Origin of the sequence: Roseateles sp. (assembly GCF_036404855.1) — a bacterium.
GTDB lineage: Bacteria > Pseudomonadota > Gammaproteobacteria > Burkholderiales > Burkholderiaceae_C > Pelomonas.
Genome location: NZ_DASWYS010000123.1, coordinates 1 through 20,156, shown reverse-complemented (window position 1 = coordinate 20,156; position 20,156 = coordinate 1). Strand labels below are relative to the sequence as shown.

General features: G+C 67.2%; 25 protein-coding genes. 20 read left to right on the top strand and 5 right to left on the bottom strand.

The window, feature by feature from the left end:
• The 13 genes from argB to tatC all read left to right on the top strand — a co-directional run.
• On the top strand, positions 1-562 hold a 562-nt coding region (argB, locus tag VGF12_RS08375), incomplete at its 5' end, for an acetylglutamate kinase (RefSeq protein ID WP_331175577.1).
• Positions 563-734: 172 nt separating this feature from the next.
• Positions 735-1,415 (top strand): pyrimidine 5'-nucleotidase, encoded by a 681-nt coding sequence (locus tag VGF12_RS08370; protein WP_331175576.1) that lies wholly within the window; start codon positions 735-737, stop codon positions 1,413-1,415.
• A gap of 74 nt (positions 1,416-1,489) precedes the next feature.
• Positions 1,490-2,176, top strand: a complete 687-nt coding sequence (locus VGF12_RS08365; protein ID WP_293504982.1) for a response regulator — start codon at positions 1,490-1,492, stop codon at positions 2,174-2,176.
• Positions 2,177-2,187: 11 nt separating this feature from the next.
• Entirely contained in the window at positions 2,188-2,814 is a 627-nt protein-coding gene (gene slmA / locus VGF12_RS08360; protein ID WP_331175575.1) for a nucleoid occlusion factor SlmA, read from the top strand.
• Positions 2,815-2,827: 13 nt separating this feature from the next.
• Positions 2,828-3,694: an ATP-binding protein gene (locus VGF12_RS08355; protein ID WP_331175574.1), complete on the top strand. Its 867-nt coding sequence runs from the start codon at positions 2,828-2,830 to the stop codon at positions 3,692-3,694.
• The gene (locus tag VGF12_RS08350) at positions 3,691-4,116 is read left to right on the top strand and encodes an NUDIX domain-containing protein (RefSeq protein ID WP_331175573.1); all 426 of its coding nucleotides are present in this window, start codon (positions 3,691-3,693) and stop codon (positions 4,114-4,116) included. Before VGF12_RS08355 ends, VGF12_RS08350 begins: the two co-directional genes overlap by 4 nt.
• Before the next feature lie 4 nt (positions 4,117-4,120).
• Positions 4,121-4,510 (top strand): phosphoribosyl-AMP cyclohydrolase, encoded by a 390-nt coding sequence (gene hisI, locus VGF12_RS08345; protein WP_331175572.1) that lies wholly within the window; start codon positions 4,121-4,123, stop codon positions 4,508-4,510.
• A complete protein-coding gene (locus VGF12_RS08340; RefSeq protein ID WP_331175571.1) occupies positions 4,503-4,826 on the top strand; it encodes a phosphoribosyl-ATP diphosphatase in 324 nt (107 codons plus the stop codon). Before hisI ends, VGF12_RS08340 begins: the two co-directional genes overlap by 8 nt.
• A 19-nt stretch (positions 4,827-4,845) precedes the next feature.
• Entirely contained in the window at positions 4,846-5,205 is a 360-nt protein-coding gene (locus tag VGF12_RS08335) for a hypothetical protein (RefSeq protein WP_331175570.1), read from the top strand.
• Positions 5,206-5,218: 13 nt separating this feature from the next.
• Positions 5,219-5,566 (top strand): histidine triad nucleotide-binding protein, encoded by a 348-nt coding sequence (locus tag VGF12_RS08330; protein WP_414710046.1) that lies wholly within the window; start codon positions 5,219-5,221, stop codon positions 5,564-5,566.
• A gap of 49 nt (positions 5,567-5,615) precedes the next feature.
• Positions 5,616-5,849: a Sec-independent protein translocase subunit TatA gene (tatA, locus tag VGF12_RS08325; RefSeq protein WP_331175568.1), complete on the top strand. Its 234-nt coding sequence runs from the start codon at positions 5,616-5,618 to the stop codon at positions 5,847-5,849.
• 23 nt (positions 5,850-5,872) lie between these two features.
• On the top strand, positions 5,873-6,349 hold the full coding sequence (tatB, locus tag VGF12_RS08320; protein ID WP_331175567.1) for a Sec-independent protein translocase protein TatB: 477 nt from the start codon (positions 5,873-5,875) through the stop codon (positions 6,347-6,349).
• A 3-nt stretch (positions 6,350-6,352) separates the two neighbouring features.
• The gene (gene tatC / locus VGF12_RS08315; RefSeq protein ID WP_331175566.1) at positions 6,353-7,153 is read left to right on the top strand and encodes a twin-arginine translocase subunit TatC; all 801 of its coding nucleotides are present in this window, start codon (positions 6,353-6,355) and stop codon (positions 7,151-7,153) included.
• Here tatC and VGF12_RS08310 read toward each other — a convergent pair.
• Entirely contained in the window at positions 7,141-8,283 is a 1,143-nt protein-coding gene (locus VGF12_RS08310; protein WP_331175565.1) for a S1C family serine protease, read from the bottom strand. The genes tatC and VGF12_RS08310 overlap by 13 nt on opposite strands.
• A gap of 62 nt (positions 8,284-8,345) precedes the next feature.
• Between VGF12_RS08310 and VGF12_RS08305 the strand changes: the two genes are divergently transcribed.
• Together VGF12_RS08305 and VGF12_RS08300 are read left to right on the top strand one after the other, a co-directional pair.
• Positions 8,346-9,092, top strand: coding sequence for a Nif3-like dinuclear metal center hexameric protein (locus tag VGF12_RS08305; RefSeq protein ID WP_331175564.1), 747 nt, complete (start codon positions 8,346-8,348; stop codon positions 9,090-9,092).
• A gap of 95 nt (positions 9,093-9,187) precedes the next feature.
• A complete protein-coding gene (locus VGF12_RS08300) occupies positions 9,188-9,898 on the top strand; it encodes a hypothetical protein (protein ID WP_331175563.1) in 711 nt (236 codons plus the stop codon).
• 1 nt (position 9,899) lies between these two features.
• Here the strand turns inward: VGF12_RS08300 and VGF12_RS08295 are convergent, their stop codons facing one another.
• Positions 9,900-10,811 (bottom strand): M14 family metallocarboxypeptidase, encoded by a 912-nt coding sequence (locus VGF12_RS08295; protein ID WP_331175562.1) that lies wholly within the window; start codon positions 10,809-10,811, stop codon positions 9,900-9,902.
• A complete protein-coding gene (locus VGF12_RS08290; protein WP_331175561.1) occupies positions 10,808-12,607 on the bottom strand; it encodes a DUF885 domain-containing protein in 1,800 nt (599 codons plus the stop codon). Before VGF12_RS08290 ends, VGF12_RS08295 begins: the two co-directional genes overlap by 4 nt.
• 73 nt (positions 12,608-12,680) lie before the next feature.
• On the opposite strand from VGF12_RS08290, the gene pdxA reads away from it, so the two are divergent.
• Positions 12,681-13,715, top strand: coding sequence for a 4-hydroxythreonine-4-phosphate dehydrogenase PdxA (gene pdxA / locus VGF12_RS08285; RefSeq protein WP_331175560.1), 1,035 nt, complete (start codon positions 12,681-12,683; stop codon positions 13,713-13,715).
• Positions 13,712-14,383, top strand: coding sequence for an energy transducer TonB (locus VGF12_RS08280; protein ID WP_331175559.1), 672 nt, complete (start codon positions 13,712-13,714; stop codon positions 14,381-14,383). The genes pdxA and VGF12_RS08280 overlap by 4 nt, the downstream gene beginning before the upstream one ends.
• Positions 14,384-14,386: 3 nt before the next feature.
• Here VGF12_RS08280 and VGF12_RS08275 read toward each other — a convergent pair whose 3' ends face one another.
• Positions 14,387-16,783 carry a DUF1631 family protein gene (locus tag VGF12_RS08275; RefSeq protein WP_331175558.1) on the bottom strand — a complete coding sequence of 799 codons (2,397 nt, stop codon included), beginning with the start codon at positions 16,781-16,783 and terminating at the stop codon, positions 14,387-14,389.
• 131 nt (positions 16,784-16,914) lie between these two features.
• A complete protein-coding gene (mscL, locus tag VGF12_RS08270; RefSeq protein ID WP_331175557.1) occupies positions 16,915-17,337 on the bottom strand; it encodes a large conductance mechanosensitive channel protein MscL in 423 nt (140 codons plus the stop codon).
• 175 nt (positions 17,338-17,512) lie between these two features.
• Here mscL and petA point away from each other — a divergent pair, with 175 nt between their 5' ends.
• The 3 genes from petA to VGF12_RS08255 form a co-directional block, all read left to right on the top strand.
• Positions 17,513-18,109 (top strand): ubiquinol-cytochrome c reductase iron-sulfur subunit, encoded by a 597-nt coding sequence (gene petA, locus VGF12_RS08265; protein WP_331175556.1) that lies wholly within the window; start codon positions 17,513-17,515, stop codon positions 18,107-18,109.
• A gap of 21 nt (positions 18,110-18,130) precedes the next feature.
• The gene (locus VGF12_RS08260; RefSeq protein WP_331175555.1) at positions 18,131-19,537 is read left to right on the top strand and encodes a cytochrome b; all 1,407 of its coding nucleotides are present in this window, start codon (positions 18,131-18,133) and stop codon (positions 19,535-19,537) included.
• 20 nt (positions 19,538-19,557) lie between these two features.
• Positions 19,558-20,156: cytochrome c1 (locus tag VGF12_RS08255; protein ID WP_331175554.1), on the top strand; the 599-nt coding region annotated here is incomplete at its 3' end.

Here is a 20,156-nt window from a genome sequence, read left to right as displayed (position 1 = left end):
GCAGGACATCGTGGGCCTCATCAACGCCGCCGGCGGCAAGGCCGTGGGCCTGACGGGCCGCGACGGCGGCATGATCCGCGCCAGGCAGCTGAAGATGCTGGACAAGGACGACCCGGCCAAGGAGCACGACATCGGCCAGGTCGGCGACATCGTCTCCATCGACCCCTCCGTCGTGAAGGCGCTGCAGGACGACCAGTTCATCCCCGTCGTCAGCCCCATCGGCTTCGGCGAGAAGAACGAGAGCTACAACATCAATGCCGACGTCGTGGCCGCCAAGCTGGCCACCGTGCTGCAGGCCGAGAAGCTCTTGATGCTGACCAACATCCGCGGCGTGCTCGACAAGCAGGGCGAGCTGCTGACCGAGCTGACGCCTCGCCGCATCGATGAGTTGGTGGAAGACGGCACCATCAGCGGTGGCATGATCCCCAAGATCGCGGGCGCCATCGACGCAGCCAAGAGCGGCGTCAATGCCGTCCACATCATCGATGGTCGTGTGCCGCATGCCATGCTGCTGGAGGTGCTGACCGATCAGGCCTACGGGACGATGATCAGCTCTCGCTGATGTGAACCCCTCGTCCAGGGAGCCCCTGGGCCGGGGTGTCGCTGCAGCCCATGGCTGCGGCGCTTCCTCAGGCACGTGACGCCCTCGAGGCGTGACGTGTCCCACCTTCTTCCCTGAGGTGGACGGCCTGGAGCGGCCCGGCGCTCAGCCCACAGTGGCATGGATGACTGACATGAACTCACGCGACCGCGTCTGGCTGTTCGACCTCGACGACACCCTGCACAACGCCTCGCATCGCGCGTTTGCCGAACTGAACGCGTCGATGACGGCCTATATCGAGACCCATCTGGGTCTGCCGACCGACGAGGCCGTCGCGCTGCGCCATCGCTACTGGACGCGCTATGGCGCGACGCTGACCGGCCTGCAGCGCCATCACAGCGTCAAGGCCGCGCATTTCCTGCACGAGACCCACCGCCTTCCCGGGCTTGAGGCGCATCTGCACGGCCATGCCCACGACCTGGCCGCCCTGCGCCGCCTGCCCGGCCGGAAGTTCCTGATGACGAACGCGCCGCTGGCCTACGCCGAGCGGGTGCTGGCGGCCATCGGACTGCTGGGCGTCTTCGATGGCATGGTCTGCATCGAGGACATGAGCTGCTTCGGCCAGTCCCGTCCCAAGCCGGACGCGCGCATGTTTCGCATGGTGCTGGCGCGGCTCAAGCTCAGGCCCGAGCGCTGCATCCTCGTCGAGGACACGTTGATCCACCAGAAGACCGCCCGTGGCCTGGGGCTGTCCACCGTCTGGATGCAGCGCTGGCTGCGTCGGGCGGGCGCCGCCCGACTGCACCGGCGGCCCGTCTACGTGAGCCGGCGCGTGCGGTCACTCGGGGCCTTGTTACGCTCCCCCCAGTTCTGAGCGACAGCGCGCGTCGATAGCGGCTATCCTCAGCCGACAATGCGAACCCCGCGTTAGGAAAGCCCACAGAGCCCATGTCCCCGTTCTCGGTCCTGATCGTCGAAGACCAAGCCCGCTTCCGGGAGGCCTTCACGCACGCCCTGGGCAGCGTGCCCGACATCGAGCTGCTGGGCATCGCGCCCGATCTGCCCCAGGGCCGGCGCATGTTCGACCAACTGCAGCCCGACGTGCTGCTGGTGGACCTGGACCTGCCCGGCGGCAGCGGCATCGAGTTGATCCGCCACGCCGCCCAGACGCGGCCGCAATGCGAAGTGATGGTGATCTCCGTGTTCGGCGACGAGCAGCACGTCGTCGCCAGCATCGAGGCGGGTGCCACCGGGTACCTGCTGAAGGACAGCCTGGCGCTGGACCTGCCCGGCCAACTGCGCTCGCTGCGCGCTGGCGGCAGCCCCATCAGCCCGGTCATCGCCCGCCGCCTGCTGGTGCGGCTGGCACCGGGCGCGCAAGGCGCGACCGGCCCCTCGCCCGAGGCCATGGCCGCCACGCTGGCTGACGAGGAGGTTGTTGCGCTGTCCGAGCAGGAGTCGCGCGTGCTGCACCTCGCGGCCAAAGGCTTCACCTTTGACGAGATTGCGCAGTTCATGCAGGTGTCGCCGCACACGGTCATGACCTACGTCAAGCGGGTCTACCGCAAGCTGCACGTACGTTCCAAGGTGGAAGCCATCTACGAAGCCCGGCGCCTGGGCTGGCTGCGGGATTAGCATCCGCCGCCATGGACGCCGACCAGCCCGCCGCCGACAGCACCCCCACTCCGAGGAAGCGCCCCAAGCCGGGCGAGCGCCGCACCCAGATCCTGCAGGTGCTGGCCGGCATGCTGGAGCAGCCCGGCGCCGACCGCATCACGACGGCCGCGCTGGCTGCCAAGCTTGACGTCAGCGAGGCGGCGCTCTATCGCCACTTCGCCAGCAAGGCGCAGATGTTCGAGGCGCTGATCGATTTCATTGAGAGCAGCGTCTTCGGCCTGGTCAACCAGATTGCCGACAACCCCAATCCCCTGCCGCCGCCGGGCAAGGCCGCGCGCATCGCCAGCATCATCCTGCAGTTCGGTGAGAAGAACCCCGGTATGACCCGTGTGATGGTGGGCGACGCCCTGGTGTACGAAAACGAGCGACTGGTGGCGCGCATGAACCAGTTCTTCGACCGCGTCGAGTCTTCGCTGCGCCAGGTGCTGCGCACTGCGGCCGAGGCCCAGGGGTCGCTGACGCCCACCGTGCAGGCCAATGCCCAGGCCTCGGTCTGGGTCAGCTTCATCATCGGGCGGTTGCAGCGCTATGCCCGCTCGGGGTTCCGTCGGCTGCCGACGGAACAGCTGGAAGCGTCGCTCAAGAGCATCGCCTAACTACACTGGCGGCATGTCTGCCGCACTGGAATCCCTGCTGAGCCGCGCCGAAGGTCTGCTGACCCGACTCGAAGCGGTCCTGCCCCACCCCGCCACGCCGCCCGACTGGGCCGCATCCACCGCGTTTCGTGCCCGCCGCCGCCACGGTGCGCTTTGCCTGGAGCCGGTGCGTGCCGTCAGCCGCATCTCCTTGTCAGACCTGAAGGAAGTGGAGCCCCAGAAGGAACGGCTGCTGCGCAACACGGCCCAGTTCGTCGCCGGCCGGCCGGCCAACAACGTGCTGCTGACGGGCGCGAAAGGCACGGGCAAGAGCTCGCTGATCAAGGCCGTGCTGAACGAGTTCTCGGGCCAGGGCCTGCGTCTCATCGAGGTCGACAAGGCAGATCTCGTGGACCTGCCGGACCTCATCGAACAGGTTGCCGCCCGTCCGGAGCGCTTCGTCGTTTTCTGCGACGACTTGAGCTTCGACGAAGGCGAGGCCAGCTACAAGGCGCTGAAGAGCATCCTCGACGGTTCCGTCGCCGCGGCCAGTGACAACGTGCTGATCTACGCCACCAGCAACCGTCGCCACCTGCTGCCCGAGAAGATGGCCGACAACCTGGGCGGCACCCATGGCGAACACGGCGAGATCCACCCTGGCGAGGCCGTGGAGGAGAAGATCTCCCTGTCCGAGCGCTTCGGACTTTGGATCAGCTTCTACCCCTTCAGCCAGAACGAGTACCTGGCCATCGTGGCCCAGTGGTTGCGCCATTTCGGCCTGGACGAAGCCGCCATCGAAGGCGCGCGCCAGCAGGCGCTGATCTGGGCGCTGGAGCGAGGCTCTCGGTCGGGTCGCGTGGCCTTCCAGTTCGCCCGGGACATGGCGGGGCGGGGCGAATGAGTGAGCGCCCCATCACCGAGGTCGCCGTGGGAGTGCTGGTCAGGCCCGATGGTGAGTTCCTGCTGACCTCACGCCCCGAGGGCAAGGTCTACGCGGGCTACTGGGAGTTCCCCGGCGGCAAGGTCGAGGCCGGCGAGACCGTCGAGCAGGCCTTGGCGCGCGAGCTGCGCGAGGAAATCGGCATCGAGATCGGCGCCGCTCACCCGTGGAAGACGGAGATCTTCGACTACCCCCATGCCCTGGTGCGGCTGAATTTCTGCAAGGTCTTCGAATGGACCGGCGAGTTTCAGATGCTGGAGGGGCAGCAGATGGCCTGGGCCAGCCTGCCTGTGCGCGTCCAGCCGGTGCTGCCGGGTACCGTGCCTGTGCTGAACTGGTTTGCCGAAGAGCGCGGCCACACCGGCCCGACTCACCTAGACTGAAACCATGAACTGGCTGGATGAAGTGAAATGGGATGACAAGGGTCTGGTGCCCGTCATCGCCCAGGAGCTGGGCACGGGGGATGTGCTGATGTTCGCGTGGATGAACCGGGAAGCGCTGGCCCTGACGGCCGAGCGGGGCCAGGCCGTCTACTGGAGCCGCTCGCGCAACAAGCTCTGGCACAAGGGCGAGGAGAGCGGCCATTTCCAGCAGGTACACGCCATTCGCATGGATTGCGACAACGACGTCGTGTTGCTGACCATCACGCAACTCGGCCATGAGCCCGGCATCGCTTGCCACACGGGGCGCCACAGCTGCTTCTTCCAGAAACTGGAAAACGGTGTCTGGAGCGCGACCGAGCCGGTGCTGAAGGACCCCGCCAAGATTTATGAGTGACGACATCCTCTCCCGCGTCGGCGCGGTCATTGAGTCCCGCAAGGGGGCCGATCCCTCGACCAGCTACGTCGCCAAGCTCTTCGACAAGGGTCTGGACGCCATCCTGAAAAAGGTTGGCGAGGAGGCGACCGAGACCGTCATGGCGGCCAAGGACGGTGACCCCCAGAAGGTCGTCTACGAGGTTGCCGACCTGTGGTTCCACAGCATGGTTGCCCTGGCCCACTTCAACCTGAAGCCCGAGGACGTGCTGGCCGAGCTGGCCCGTCGCGAGGGCTTGTCGGGCCTGGCAGAGTTCGCTGCACGCAAGCAGGATTGATCCAAGGGTAGGAGCCACTATGCAAGAGGGTAGTTTCGACGTGCGGCCGGTCGATGGCCAGCAGCTGCAAAGCCTGCGCCAGCTGACGCTCGCGGTCTACGTGCTCTATGCCGTCGGCATCTTCACCGGGCTGCCCGCGCTCATCGCCATCATCATCAACCACGTCAAGTACGGCGACACCGTCGGCACGCTCTACCAGAGCCATTTCCGCTGGCAGATTCGCAGTTTCTGGTGGGGGCTGGTCTGGGCTTGCGTGGGCTGGGCGACGGCCGTCTTTGGTCTCGGCCTGGTCATCCTGGCGCTGAACTGGTTCTGGCTGGTTTATCGACTCGTGCGTGGCTTCCTGAACTGGAATGACGGCAAACCCATGCCGGTCTGAAAGGAAATTCAACGTGTCCCACGACCCGAACTGCATCTTTTGCAAGATCGTCGCCGGCCAGATTCCGAGCAAGAAGGCCTACGAGGATGAGGACATCCTCGCCTTCCACGACATCCATCCCTGGGCGCCCGTCCACGTACTCATCATTCCCAAGCGCCACATCGCCTCCATGGCCGACGTGACCGAGGCCGAATCCGGCCTGCTCGGCCGCATGACGGCGCTGGGCCCGCGCCTGATGAAGGAACTGGGCGTGACGAACGGCTTCCGCCACGTCATCAATACCGGTTCGGACGGCGGGCAGGAGGTGTATCACCTGCATCTGCATGTGATGGGCGGGCCGCGACCATGGTTGAAAGGTTGAGGGCTTTCCCTCACCTAGAATTTGGGCCAGTCCACAAGGAGTCAACATCATGGGTTCATTCAGCGTCTGGCACTGGCTGATCGTCCTGGTCGTCGTCATTGCCATTTTTGGCACCAAGAAGCTGCGCAACGTGGGTTCCGACCTGGGCGCCGCGGTCAAGGGGTTCAAGGACGGTATGAAGGACGGCTCGGCGGACGCGCCAGCCACGCCGCCGCAGCAGGTCGGAGCCAACAAGGCCAACGACCCGAATACGGTCGACGTCGATGCAAAAACCAAGTCTTGAGACGCAAGTCCTGAGCCTCGCGCGTGCTTGACTTCGGCTTCGACAAGCTCGCGCTGATCGGCGCGGTGGCCTTGATCGTCATTGGCCCGGAAAAGCTGCCGCGCGTCGCCCGCACGGTGGGCACGCTGCTCGGCAAGGCACAGCGCTACGTGGCTGACGTGAAGGCCGAGGTCAACCGCTCTATCGAGCTGGAGGAGCTTCAGAAGATGAAGTCCCAGTTCGAGACGGCGGCGCGCGACGTCGAGCAGAGCGTGCGCCAGGAGGTGGACTCCGCCTCGCAGGCACTGAACCAGACTTGGCAGGATGTCAGCGCAGACGCTTCGTCCTTCGAGTCCGATGCCTCGATAGGCGTGCCGCCGCCCGAGTACCGGCATCCGAAGAAGAATTGGCGCCTCAAGCGAGGTGCAACGCCCATGTGGTTCAAGCAGAAGGCCGGCGTGCGCCGTCATACCCAGTCGGGGGCGGCCCGTGTTGCGCGCTTCCGCCCACCGAAACGCTGAGCCATGAGCTCCTTCCAAAAACCTGACCGCGACGAACTGGCCGGCACCGAACAGCCCTTCGTCGCCCACCTGATGGAGCTGCGCGACCGGCTGCTGCGCGCCATCATTGCCGTTGCCGTCTGCTTCGGCGCCCTGGCCCTCTACCCCGGCCCGGGTGCGCTCTACGACCTGCTGGCCGCTCCGCTGGTGGCGCATCTGCCAACCGGCACCACGATGATCGCGACCAACGTCATCGCGCCCTTCTTCGTGCCACTGAAGATCACCATGTTGGCCGGCTTCCTGCTGGCCCTCCCTGTGGTGCTCTACCAGGCGTGGGCCTTTGTCGCGCCGGGCCTGTACTCGCATGAGAAGCGCCTGGTGCTGCCGCTGGTGGTGTCCAGCACGCTGCTGTTCTTCGCTGGCGTGGCCTTTTGCTACTTCTTCGTCTTCGGCCAGGTCTTCAAGTTCATCCAGAGCTTCGCGCCCAAGAGCATCACGGCGGCGCCGGACATCGAGGCCTACTTGGGCTTCGTGATGAACATGTTCATCGCCTTCGGCGCGGCCTTCGAGGTGCCGGTCATCGTCGTTGTGCTGGCGCGCATTGGCGTCGTGTCCGTGGAAAAGCTGCGGGAATGGCGCGGCTACTTCATCGTCGTTGCCTTCATCGTCGCGGCCGTCATCACGCCGCCAGACATCGTTTCCCAGCTCGCATTGGCCATCCCCATGTGCCTGCTCTATGAATTGGGTCTGTTCGCAGCCGGCTATTTCGTGCGCCACACCAAGGCCCCGGACGAGGCCGATCAGCCCACCGATCAGTCGTCCTGACTGCGTTGCGGCGGAGGCCGCTGCGCTACGGCGAGCTGGAAGGCCATGGCCTTGCCGCCGCGCTGCACGCCCACCTCGATCGTGCTCCTGGGCTTGAGCGCCGCGACGCTGGCCAGCAGTTCAGCAGGCGTGGTGATGACATGCGGGCCGATCCGGGTCAGCACATCACCGGGCTTGATGCCGGCCTGTGCCGCCGGCGCGTCGCTGATGACGCCGCCGATCAGCACGCCCTTGGCATCCCCCAGCTTCAGCGCTTCGGCCAGCTCCGGCGTCAGCTCGCGCGTCTGCACGCCGATCCAGCCACGCGCGACGACACCGTCCTGCAGCAGCGCCGTGGCCACTTGGCGAGCCACGTCCACAGGAATGGCGAAGCCAATGCCCAGTGACCCGCCACTGCGCGAAAAGATGGCCGTATTGATGCCCACCAGCCGGCCGTCGGCATCCACCAGCGCACCGCCGGAATTGCCGGGGTTGATCGCCGCGTCAGTCTGGATGAAGTTCACGAATTGGTTGATGGCCAGCTGATTGCGGCCCAGCGCCGAGACGATGCCCGAGGTCACCGTCTGGCCGACGTTGAAGGGGTTGCCGATGGCCAGCACGGCGTCGCCCACCTGCAGATTGGCGGCATCACCCAGCGGGATGACGGGCAGGCCGCCCAGCTCGATCTTCAGCACGGCGAGATCGGTCTCGGAGTCGGTGCCGATGAGCTTGGCCTGGGCCTGGCGGCCATCGCTGAGTCGTACCTCGATGTCGGAGGCGCCTTCGACAACATGATTGTTGGTCAGCAGCACGCCGTCGGCGGAGATGATGACGCCCGAGCCCACACCGAGCTGAGGCGTGCCGCGCGGCTGGCGGGGGCCAAAGGGCAGGCCCGGAAGGCCGAACAACGGCTCGCGTGCGCGCTCGGCGCGCGATGGCGCCTTGCTGGCTGCGATGCTGACGACGGCCGGTGCCGCGATATGGGCGGCGTGCGCGAAACCGATGCGTACCACCGAGGCAGGCGGGGAGGGGGGAAGGGCGATCTGCTGCGCGGTCCGGGCCGTCAGCCCGTTCGACGCCGGGCGCCCGCGATCCTGCCCCAGCCATTGCGGCTTCAGCGTCGCGATGACGAACAGGGCGGCCAGGATCACGGTGACCGCCTGCGCGAAAATCAGCCAGAGCCGTTTCAACACCCCAACATCCCCATCAAGCCATGACCGATCGCGCCGCGCTGGAATTCAGCCTGAACCAGTTGCTGGAGCCAGCACGCTTCAAGGATTATGGGCCGAACGGCCTGCAGGTCGAGGGGCGCGCCGAGGTCCGCCATCTGGTCTGCGGGGTCACTGCCAGCCTGGCGCTCATCGATGCCGCCGTCGCCGCGAATGCCGATGCCATCCTGGTTCATCACGGCCTGTTCTGGCGCGGCCAGGACGGGCGCGTCACCGGCTGGATGAAGCAGCGCCTGGCGCTGCTGCTGGCCCACGACATCAACCTTTTCGCATACCACCTGCCGCTGGATGCCCACCCTCTGCTCGGCAACAACGCGCAGCTCGGCGCGCAATTCGGCTGGACGGCTGATTCGCGTTTCGGCGAGCAGGACCTGGGCTTCAGTGGGGCCATAGAGCCCACTACCCTGGACGCGCTGGCTGCGCGATGGCGCGATGTGCTGGGCCGGGGCGTGACCGCGGTGCCGGGTGACGGCCGTCCGCTGCGCCGCGTCGCCTGGTGCAGCGGCGGCGCGCAAGGCTATTTCGAGGCGGCCATCGCCGCCGGTGCCGACGTCTTCATCACTGGCGAGATCTCCGAGCCCCAGGCCCACTACGCCCGCGAGACCGGCGTGGCTTTCATCGCAGCCGGCCACCACGCCACCGAACGATACGGTGTGCAGGGCGTGGGCGCGCGGGTGGCGCAGGACCTGGGCTTGAGCTGGCAGTTCATCGACGTGGACAACCCGGCCTGAGCTGCTGCGCCGAACGCTGGCCTAACGCAGGCCTAACGTGACGGCCAGTGGCGCCACCTAGCATGTGGCGATGGACTCCTGCCCCTGCTGCCTCGGTGAGGCGACCCCTGCGCCCGTCACTTCGCCCCAAGGACCTCGCCCGGTTCCGCGAGCCGGTGCGTGACTGTGGCGGGCGGTCGGGCGGCCGGGCGGCCGGGCGCATGGGGCTGACGTCGACGCGACGTCGGCAGGTCGCTGTCGGCGCCGTGTTGTTGGGGCACGCGGCACTGGTGCTGCTGGCCTGGCAGGCGCGTCAGGTGCCCGCAGGCCGAAGCGACACACGCCATGCCGTGGAGCTGCGGTTGCTGCGGCCCACGCTGCGCCCGCGTGAGCGATGGGCTCGTGTGGAGGCCTCGCCGCCAGCCACGGCACCCGTCGCGCTCACGTTGATCCTGCCGCCCGCGCTGCCCGACGTTGTGGAAGGATTCGGCGCGACAAGCGCGGTGGTCCCTGGCGGCTCGGTGGGCAGCGCGGCGGGCGCGCCCGGTCCGGCCGCGTCCGGCGCGCGCGGGCTGGACCTCAAGCCCAGCGCCGAGGTCCTTCGCGGTGCGCTGGCCAACCCGGCCACGACGGACCCGCGCAGCAACTCGCCCAAGCCCACCTTCGAGGAGCGTATCGCGATGGGGCTGGACCCCAACCTGTGCGTGAAGCTGGAGCGCGATCCTGCCGGCCAGGTACGTCGCCGGATGGGGCGATTGGTGGATGCCTTGACACTCCTGCAGGCCACGCATGGCGTGGGGGCGAAGAGCATGAAGGTGTGCGAGTGACTCAGCCCGTGGCGGACAGCGCAAAGCCGATCGCCGCGCGGACAGCTGCCACCTGCGCGGCATTGCATTGCGCGGCGGTCGCGCGCGGGCTGTCGGGGTAGACCTCGGTGGTCGTCGCGAAGCGGGCGCCGGTGATGGCGGCGCACAGGCCCCACCGGCTGACGGGGAAATTGATGACGCCAGGCGACTGCAGCTCGGACGCGTTGATTTGCCCGTTGGCGTCCGGCGGGGCGATATGGGTGACCGCGGCGACCGCATCGATGACGGCCCGCTGGAATCCGGGCTCCGGGTGGTCGATGTCGTCGACCAGGTAAAAGCCATCGGGGATCGTGCCCGGCACGAAGTCCTTGCCATCGCGCGCCGCGAGGGCCGGGCGGAACTCGGACTCGTCCGAGTCGGTGGTCTCGTGCAGGTCGATGTGCATCAGCACGCGGCCGCGCAGCGGCGCGAGCAAGGCCACCAGGGCTGCAGACTCTGCGGCGGGGCTGCCTTCGCGGAAGTTGCGATTGGGGTCGAGGGCATCCCGGTTCCAGCGCTGCACGCGCTCGTAGGCCCAAGGACTGACGCAGGGGGCCACCAGCAGGTTGGCGCGCCCCGCGACTTCCCGCCCATGGTCGCGGACGAACTGCAGCGCACCATGCACGCCGCTGGTCTCGTAGCCATGCACGCCGCCGGTCACGACAAGGACGGGCAAGTCCTCGCGCCATCCGCGGCTGCGGATGGCCAGCAGCGGGAAGTGCTCGCCGTCGTAGTCGAGCGCGCCGTACTCGACGACATCGAAGTCCCGTTGCAGCGGCTTGATGACGCTCAGCACGTCTTGCGCATAGCTGCGCTGCCTGACGAGGTGCCCACGCCAGGCGTCGACCTCGGCGTCGCCCCAAGGCTGGCCAGGCATGCCGATGGGATAGCTCATGGCCTGACCTTCTCGCTGGCGATCCACGCGTTGATGCGCTGCTCCAGCAGGGGCAGCGGCATGGCGCCCTGGTCGATGACGGCGTTGTGGAAGCGACGCTGGTCGAATCTGGCGCCCAGTTGCCCTTCGGCCCTTGCGCGCAGCTCCTTGAGCTTCAGTCCGCCCATCATGTAGCTCAGCGCCTGGCCGGGCTGGGCGTAGTAGCGATCCACCTCCGCCGTCATGAAGACGGGGTCGTGGCCAGTCTGCTCGATCATGTAGGCGATGGCCTTGTCGCGGCTCCAGCCCAGCGCGTGCAGGCCGGTGTCGACCACCAGGCGCGCCGCGCGGAACATCTGTCCCTGAAGGTGCCCGAAGCGCGAGTAGGGGTCGCGGAACAGGCCGATCTGTGGCCCTAGAGTCTCGGCGTACAACGCCCAGCCTTCGCTGAAGACCGAGTACTGTGACTGGCGGCGGAAGCTGGGCAGGTCGGCCAGTTCTACCTGGCGCGAGATCTGCAGATGGTGGCCAGGCACGGTCTCGTGGGCCACCAGCGTCTCCATGGCCCATTTGGGCCGCCGTTTGACGGCGATCGCGTTGGCGTTGAACCACCCGGCGGTGCTGCCATCCAGCGACGGGCCGTTGTAGTTGTCGGCTGCGCCTTCGCCCGTATAGGCCGGCATGCCGCGGATGCCGTAGGGTGAGCGCGGCAACTGGGCAAACAACTTGGGCAGCTCGGGGTCGATGCGCTTGGCGATGCTGCGGTAACCATCCAGCAGCTCGTCGGAGTTCTGGTTGAAGAACCTGGACTCGCTGTAGAGAAACTTCTTGAAAGCGGCGAGGTCGCCGTCGAAGCCGGCTTCGGCCTTGACCTTCTCCATCTCGGCGCGGATGCGCGCGACTTCGCGCAGGCCCGTGGTGTGGATGTCTCCGGCCGCCAGCGCGAGCGTCACATGGCGTCGGATCAGGGCCTCGTAGACCTTGTCGCCGCCGGGGTAGCCGGACAGCGAGCCGCTGTCCGGCGCCTTGGGCGCCAGCTCATCCTTCAGCACGGCCAGCAGCTTGCGCTGGGCCGGGTAGAAATGTTCGCGCAGCGCCGCCTGACCCTGGGCCTGGTAGTTGGCCTTCACACTGGCATCCACCCCCATGCGGTTGAAGGGCTCGTAGACCGGGCTGCGAGTGACGTCATCGGGCAACTGGCCTTCGACCTGCGCGATGGCGCGCGCCAGAACCGGCTTGGACGTGACCCAGCCCAGGGCCAGTCCCTGGCGCAGGATGGCGATCTCCTGGTCCATGCGTGCGGGGTAGGCGGCAAGGCGGGCCAGCCACTGCTTGACCTGGGTCTCGTTGTTGACCGGTACGTTGCGCGCGAAGCCGGCCAGTGCTGACTGCGCCCCGTTCAGCGTGCCCAGCGTCAGCGTGCGCCAGCCGGCGAAGCCCTGCATTGAGACGTCCTGCTGGTAGCGGCTGATGAAGAGGGCCAGCGACACACGGTCGGTGTCGTTGAGGGGACCGGTATCGACAGCTTGGGCGCGAGCCAGCATGTCTCGGGCGAAGGCGTCGCGGGCGGCCAGCGCGCCGGCCGAACGGTCGCTGAGTTTGTCGTTGAAGCGCAGGTCTCCGCGCAGCGTGGCCCATTCGGGCGCGGCCCGGGCCTCGGCCTCCCAGGCCTCGTCGAACAGGGCCAGCAAGGCCTGTCGGGACTTTGCGGCCGTGTCGGCCGCCAAGGCAGCGGGCTTGAGCGGTGCCGGCTGGGCAGCGGCGAAGGCCGACAGGTGCAGGCCGGCGATCAGGGCGGCAATGAGGGTCTTGCGCAAGAAGGTCTCCACGGCGTGATGAGCCGGGCGGCAGTCTGCCAGCGCAGCGCGGAGGGTGATGGAAGAATGCGGCATGACCCCGGAAAACTCCCTAGGCAGCCCTGTCGTCGTCACCATGGGCGATGCCTGCGGCATCGGCCCCGAGATCATCGCGAGGCTGTGGCGGCACGAGGCGCCGCGGGATGCCGTGGTGGTCGGCGACGTGGCCGTCCTGCGGCGGGCCGTGGCGGCCACGGGCGGTGGCCTGGCGGTGGCCGAGCTGCAGGGGCTGCAGGAGTGGGGGCGGGTGCCGCCGCGCTGCCTGCCGGTCTGGCAGCCCGAGGGCTTGCCGGCCGACCTGATGGACGCGCCGCTGGGGCGGGTGGATGCCCGTGCCGGCGCGGCGGCGGCGCGCTGCATTGAGGCCGCCGTCGGGCTGATCCAGGCGGGCCGCGCGAGCGGCCTGGTCACGGCGCCCATTCACAAGGAGGCCTTGCATGCGGCCGGTTCACCCTTCCCGGGCCATACCGAGATGCTGCAGGCGCTGGCCGGCGGCGTGCCGGTGCGCATGATGCTGGCCAACGAGGAGTTGCGCACGGTGCTGGTCACCATCCACTGCGCGCTGCGCGAGGCCATCGCGCGCGTCACGCGAGACAGCGTGCTGGAGACGCTGCGCATCACGGATGCGGCGCTGAGGCGCATGGGCCTGGCCGCGCCGCGCATCGCCGTCGCCGGCCTGAACCCGCATGCGGGCGAGGGCGGGCTGTTCGGCGACGAGGAGATCCTGCACATCGCCCCGGCCATCGCCGACGCGCGCGGACTGGGCCTGAACGCGACGGGCCCCTATGCGCCCGACACCGTCTTCATGCGGGCCCGCCGCGGCGAGTTCGACGTGGTCGTCGCGATGACGCATGACCACGGCCTGATTCCGGTGAAATACCTGGGCGTGGAGCAGGGCGTCAATGTGACGCTGGGCCTGCCCTTTGTGCGCACCAGCCCCGACCACGGCACGGCCTTCGACATCGCCGGCCGGGGCCTGGCGGACCCGTCCAGCCTGGCCGTTGCGTTGGCAATGGCCAGGCGGTTAGCATCCGCCCGTTCGCCACATGGACAGGGGGAGACGGCATGAAACATTTCATCCTGGGCCTTGCCATGGCCCTCGTCGCCGGTGCTAGCAATGCCGTCGGGCGCACCGAGCTACAGCGAGGGGGGGATGAACATGAGGTGCTCGTCGCGTTCGAGGCGCTGTTCGATACCGAGGGGCGTGTCGCCGATTTGCGCGCACACGAGGAATCGGAGCATCCCGCGGCATTCTGGCAAGGCTTGAAGCAGCGCTTGGTCGGTCTGAAGGTGGCGTCGCCGCGCAGCCCCTCGGGTGAGCCGGCCATGTTGCGCACGGGGCTGTACGTTGCGCTGGAGGTGGTGCGGGGCGAGCAGGGCGGACAGGCCACGATCATCTCCATGGACGTCAGGCCGCTGGTGGTTCGGCGCGACTACGCCGGCTACCCGCCGGACGTCCGCCACGCCGCGGGCTGGGAGGGCACCGTCCAGGCCGAGTGCCTGGTCGACACGCAGGGGCGCTGCGGCGAGGTGAAGGTCAGCGCCTTGCCCGGCATGCCACCCTCGCTGTTGCGCTGGGCGGCGGCCACGCTGGCGCAGTGGGAGTTCCGGCCGCCGCAGTACGACGACGTGCCCATCGCGGTGCCGTTCAAGCAGTCCTTCAAATTGAGCACGACCGACTACATGCCGGTGAATTTCCTGTACCGCGGCAGCGGCAGCGCGCCCTTCCGCTGGTAGGGCTCAGCGGGCGCCGCCCAGCGCGGCCAACTGGGCGCGTGCGCGCGCGGTGGCGCGCTCCAGCAGATGGCCATGCTCGTAGGCACGCAGGCGGCCGGCCTCACAGAGCTTCTTCAGCATGCGGGCCGTCATCGTCACCGTCTCCTGGTGGCGGTTGCCATGCGTGAAGATGAAGAAGCTGCGGCCGGCGCTGACATGGGCCAGGCGCATCTTCTGCCACTGCTCGCCGGTGTGCATCTGGTAGGCAAAGCCCAGCTGCAGGTTGTCCATCAGCAGCGCACCGCTGGCGGGCTCGGCCGGGGCCTCTGCGGCGGGCAGGCCGTCGATGGAGATGTCCACGGCCTGCAGCGGCTGGGCTGCGGCGGTGGCGTCGTTGCCGGACAGGTCCAGGTCCAGCGTACCGGTCCAGTCGACGCCGGTCTCTTCCACCAGGCCCAGGCTCTTGGCCTCGGCCGGCGTCAGGCGCTGGCTGGCGTCCAGCTCGCCGGGCGCGGACTCGCCGGCCACGGGCTTGGCCAGGTCGGCCTCGGCCGGTGGCGGCACGCCGAAGATCTGGTCCAGCTGCTTGATGAGCAGGTTGGTGTCCAGCGCGCTGGGTGCCTGGCCCTTCAGCGACTCGGCGTGGGCGGGCAGCAGGGCGCCGAAGAAGTCCTTGCGTGGCACATCCGGCCAGCGAATCAGGTCCATGCCCTCATTGAGGGTGCGCATCAGATTGGGCAGTTCGCGCAGGAAGTCTGACCGCGCCGCGGTGCCGCCCTTGGGTTGCACGCTCATGACCAGGCTGCGGCCGAGCTGGCGCAGGCGCAGCGCCCGTTCGGGCGCACCTTCGCGCGAGGCCAGCACGATGGCCTGGCTCCATACGCCGGCCAGGAAGCTGCGCAGGAAGTCCTGCATGGGCACCTTGGCCAACTGCTGCTGCAGCTGCAGCGCATAGCGCTGCTGCAGGCGCAGGTCGGTCTCGCGACGCTCGACGACGGCGGCGGCGTCGCCGGCCGCCTTCAGCGTGTTGCGCGTCTGCTCTGCGATGAAGCCCTCAAGATCGTCCAGCTTGGCCGTGTAAACGTCCATGTGGTCGAAATCGCCCTGCGCGACATCTTGCACCAGGTCGCGAATGTGGGCCAGGAAGGCGCGGCCCGGGTCATCGCTGAAATCGTCAAAGGCGCAGGCCAGCGAGGCGATGCGGTTGACGAACTGACGCACCGGATGGCGGCGCGAGGAGAAGAAGGTTTCATCGCCGAGGGCCACGCGCAGCACCGGCAGTTGCAGGCGTGCGAGCAGGCGCGCCATTTGCGGCGGCACCTTGGGGTCGGACAGGATCTGGTCGAAGAGGCCCGCGACCACGTCGATGACCATGTGGTCCAGCCGGCCAGTCGCGAGCTGACGCAGCTCGTCGCGGTGCTGGTGGATCAGGTTGGCCGGCAGGGGCATCTGGCCCCAGGCGCTGGGCTCGCCGTTGAGCGTGTCCAGGCCCATACGGCCGGAATTGCCGCTGTCGTAGCCATCGCCGGCGCCAGGCGCGCGGGCGAGCCGTCGCAGCAGATCCATCATCTGAGGGTCGACGCGGCCAATCCCGCCGACCCCGCGTCCGTCGAAGCCGCTGTTGCGGGCGTTGCCGAAGCCGCTGCGTCCACTGCCGCCGCGGCTCAGCCCGCCCTGGCTGGACCCGCCGCCGTAGCCGCCGCCGCGCGTCGACATGCCGCCATGGCCGGAATCCAGATCGCTGGACTGGGAACCCCCACCCAGCCCACCGTGACGCGACAGGCCGCCATCGGGCGTCGCGCGCACGCGCAAATCCTGGGGGCGCAACCCGCGCGAGCGCAGCAGCTCGGCGATGTCGGCATAGCAGGCGCGCATCTCCTGGGCCAAGGCGCGGGTCAGCTCGTCGGTCAGTGTCTGGCGCGTCTGGGGGTCATCGGTGATGCTCTGGACGGCATCCAGCAGGCCTTGCGCGACGAGTTCCGGACGCAGCGGGTTGCGCTCGCCGATCTGGATGCCGGAGACGTAGGACTCGACCTCGCGCAGCTCCCACTCGCAGTGGTGGCCAATCGCCAGACCGATGCGGTCGGCCGCGACGAGGTTGTTGACCTGGTCGTCGTCCATCAGCGAGAGCTCGCCCCAGTCCTTCTTGGCCGCTGGAGCCGCCGCGGGCCGGGTCTCGGCCTGTTCGGCGGCGACCTGACGGCGCAGGCTCTGCACGAAACGCTGGGAAAACACAGCCTGTTGCTGGCGGAACACGAACTGGGCCGCCAGCAAGGCGTCCCGGCGCTTGATCTGGCCCGCGGAGAGTGCCGACAGCCCCAAGCCTTCCGCGCAGCGCTCGGCCGCCTGCTCGCCCGCAAGACGGATGCGGGTCAGGGAGGCTTCAAGGTGCGGATTCAGGCGTATCTCGGGCGCGTTCATCAAGAAAGTGGAACGGGAGGCTTCGAAAGTATCGCGCTTGCAACAAGCTGGGGTTTTTCGCGGTCTGCCAAATTGGTGGCAAAAAAAAGCCCGGTAACCATTGCTTACCGGGCATGGAGCGGGGCGAGAGCTTAGCGCTTCAGCGAATCTCGGATTTCACGCAGCAGTTGGATGTCCTCCGGCGTCGGCGGCGGCTCAGCCGGCGCGGGTGCCGCTTCCGGCTCGCGCTTGAGACGGTTGATCTGCTTGATCATCAGGAAAATGACGAAGGCCAGGATGATGAAGTTCAGGGACACCGTGATGAAGCTGCCGTAGGCCAGCACGGCGCCTTCCTTCTTGGCATCGGCCAGCGTCGCAGCCGTCTGGCCGGCCAGCGGAATGAAGTAGTTGCTGAAATCCAGGCCGCCAAAGATCTTGCTGACCACCGGCATGATGACGTCCCCGACAAGGGAGTCGACGATCTTGCCGAAGGCGCCGCCGATGATCACGCCGACCGCGAGGTCGACGACGTTGCCCTTGACGGCGAACTCCCTGAATTCGGAAAAGAAGCTCATGCGCCCTCCTGCAGAATGAAATCGAGAGATGGATCTTGCCATGTTGGCGCCAAGTCCAAAGGGTCAGAAGGCGGGTAAACCTGTGGTTGCCGACGGCGCCTCAGGCCGGGCGCCGGGTAAGCGTCCGTTAGAATCCCGGGCTGCCCCTGATCAGAAGTCTCTTTAGAGGACCCTCATGAGTGACCAGCAAGTGGACCAAGGCAAGCGCACCTGGTTGATCGCGACCAGCTGTGCCGGCGCCGTTGGTGGCGTTGCGACCGCTGTGCCTTTCGTCAGCACCTTCGCGCCCAGTGAGCGTGCCAAGGCCGCCGGCGCACCGGTCGAAGTGGACATTTCCGGCATCAAGCCGGGCGAGAAGCTGACCGTCGAATGGCGCGGCAAGCCCGTCTGGATCGTGCGCCGCACGGCCGAGCAGGTTGAGGCTCTGAAGAAGAACGACAGCCAACTGGCTGATCCGAACTCTGATCGCAAGGCATATCCGACGCCGGACTACGCCAAGAACGAGTGGCGTTCGATCAAACCCGAGTTCTTTGTCGCCGTGGGCATCTGCTCGCATCTGGGGTGCTCCCCCAGCGACAAGTTCGCCGCCGGTGCCCAGCCCTCGCTGCCGGACGACTGGAACGGCGGCTTCCTGTGCCCCTGCCATGGCTCCACCTTCGACATGGCCGGCCGGGTCTTCAAGAACAAGCCCGCACCCGACAACCTCGAGGTGCCGCCCCACATGTACCTCTCCGACGCCAAGCTGCTGATCGGTGAGGACAAGAAGGCCTAACTAGAACAAACGGGACGACACATGGCTGAATTCAAGGAAGCTCCCGCGGGCGCCTCGGTGGGCGTGAAGACCATGACCTGGCTGGAGAACCGGTTCCCGACCGCGTTCGACGCCTACAAGGTCCACATGTCGGAGTACTACGCGCCGAAGAACTTCAACTGGTGGTACATCTTTGGCTCGCTGGCCCTCTTGGTGCTGGTGATCCAGATCGTCACCGGCATCTTCCTGGTGATGCACTACAAGCCGGATGCGGGCCTGGCCTTCGCATCGGTCGAGTACATCATGCGCGACGTGCCGTGGGGCTGGCTGATCCGCTACATGCACAGCACGGGTGCCTCGGCCTTCTTCGTCGTGGTCTACCTGCACATGTTCCGGGGCCTGATCTATGGCAGCTACCGCAAGCCGCGCGAGCTGGTCTGGATCTTCGGCTGCGCGATCTTCTTGTGCCTGATGGCCGAGGCGTTCATGGGCTATCTGCTGCCCTGGGGCCAGATGTCCTACTGGGGCGCACAGGTCATCGTGAACCTGTTCGCTGCCGTGCCCTTCGTCGGCAACGACCTGGCGCTGATGATCCGCGGCGACTACGTCGTCGGCGATGCGACGCTGAACCGCTTCTTCAGCTTCCACGTCATCGCCGTGCCTCTGGTCCTGCTGGGTCTGGTGGTGGCCCACTTGCTGGCCCTGCACGACGTGGGCTCCAACAATCCCGACGGCGTCGAGATCAAGAAGGGCCCGAAGGACGCGAACGGCAAGCCGCTGGACGGCGTGCCCTTCCACCCCTTCTACACGGTGCATGACATCTACGGCGTCTGCCTGTTCCTGATGGCCTTCACCGCCATCATCTTCTTCGCGCCGGAGCTGGGTGGCTACTTCCTGGAGTACAACAACTTCATCCCGGCCGACCCGCTGAAGACGCCGGCCCACATCGCGCCGGTCTGGTATTTCACGCCGTACTACTCGATGCTGCGCGCCACGACCGACGTGATGGTCAACGTGCTGTGTGGCGTCGTCGCCGTCGCGGCCATCGTGAGCTTCCTGAAGGGCAAGTTTGGCGGCGCCGCCAAGATCGCCTTGCTGGTGGCTGCAGCCGTGCTGATCTTCCTGCTCAAGGTCTTCGACGCCAAGTTCTGGGGTGTGGTCGTCATGGGCGGCGCGGTCGTGATCCTGTTCTTCCTGCCGTGGCTGGACCACAGCCCGGTGAAGTCCATCCGCTACCGCCCCGACTGGCACAAGTATGTCTACGCGGTGTTTGTCGTGTTCTTCCTGGTGCTCGGCTACCTGGGCATCCAGCCGCCGAGCGACATGGGCACCCTGGTCGCTCAGGCCGGCACGCTGTTCTACTTCGGCTTCTTCCTGCTGATGCCGTGGTGGAGTCGTCTGGGCACGCCCAAGGCCGTGCCTGACCGTGTGACCTTCCACGCCCACTGAGCCGCGGAGCAAGAACTCAAATGAAAAAGCTGATCGCCATCCTGCTGGCTTCGTTGAGCCTGGTCGGTGCCGCCAATGCTTCCACCGGCGGTATCGAATGGGACAAGTTCCCCAAGGAAAAGATGTCGGACATGGCCGCGCTGCAGCATGGCGCCAAGCTGTTCGTCAACTACTGCCTGAACTGCCATTCGGCCGCGTACATGCGCTACAACCGCATGCGCGACATCGGCCTGTCCGAAGCTGACATCAAGAACAACCTGCTGTTCGCGGCCGACAAGGTCGGGGAAACGATGAAGGTCAGCCTGGACGCGAAGGACGCCAAGGCCTTCTTCGGCGCCAACCCGCCCGACCTGACCGTCATCGCCCGCTCGCGCGCCGACGGTGCCAAGGGCTCGGGTGCCGACTACCTCTACACCTACATGCGGAACTTCTACCGCGACGATACCAAGGCCACGGGTTGGAACAACCTGGCCTTCCCCAGCGTCGCGATGCCGCATGTGATGTGGGAGTTGCAGGGCCAGCGCGTCGCCAAGTTCGACGAAGTCACCGACCCGCACGACCACGAGAAGAAGACCCACGTCTTCGCCGGCTACCAGCAACTGACGCCTGGCTCGCTGAA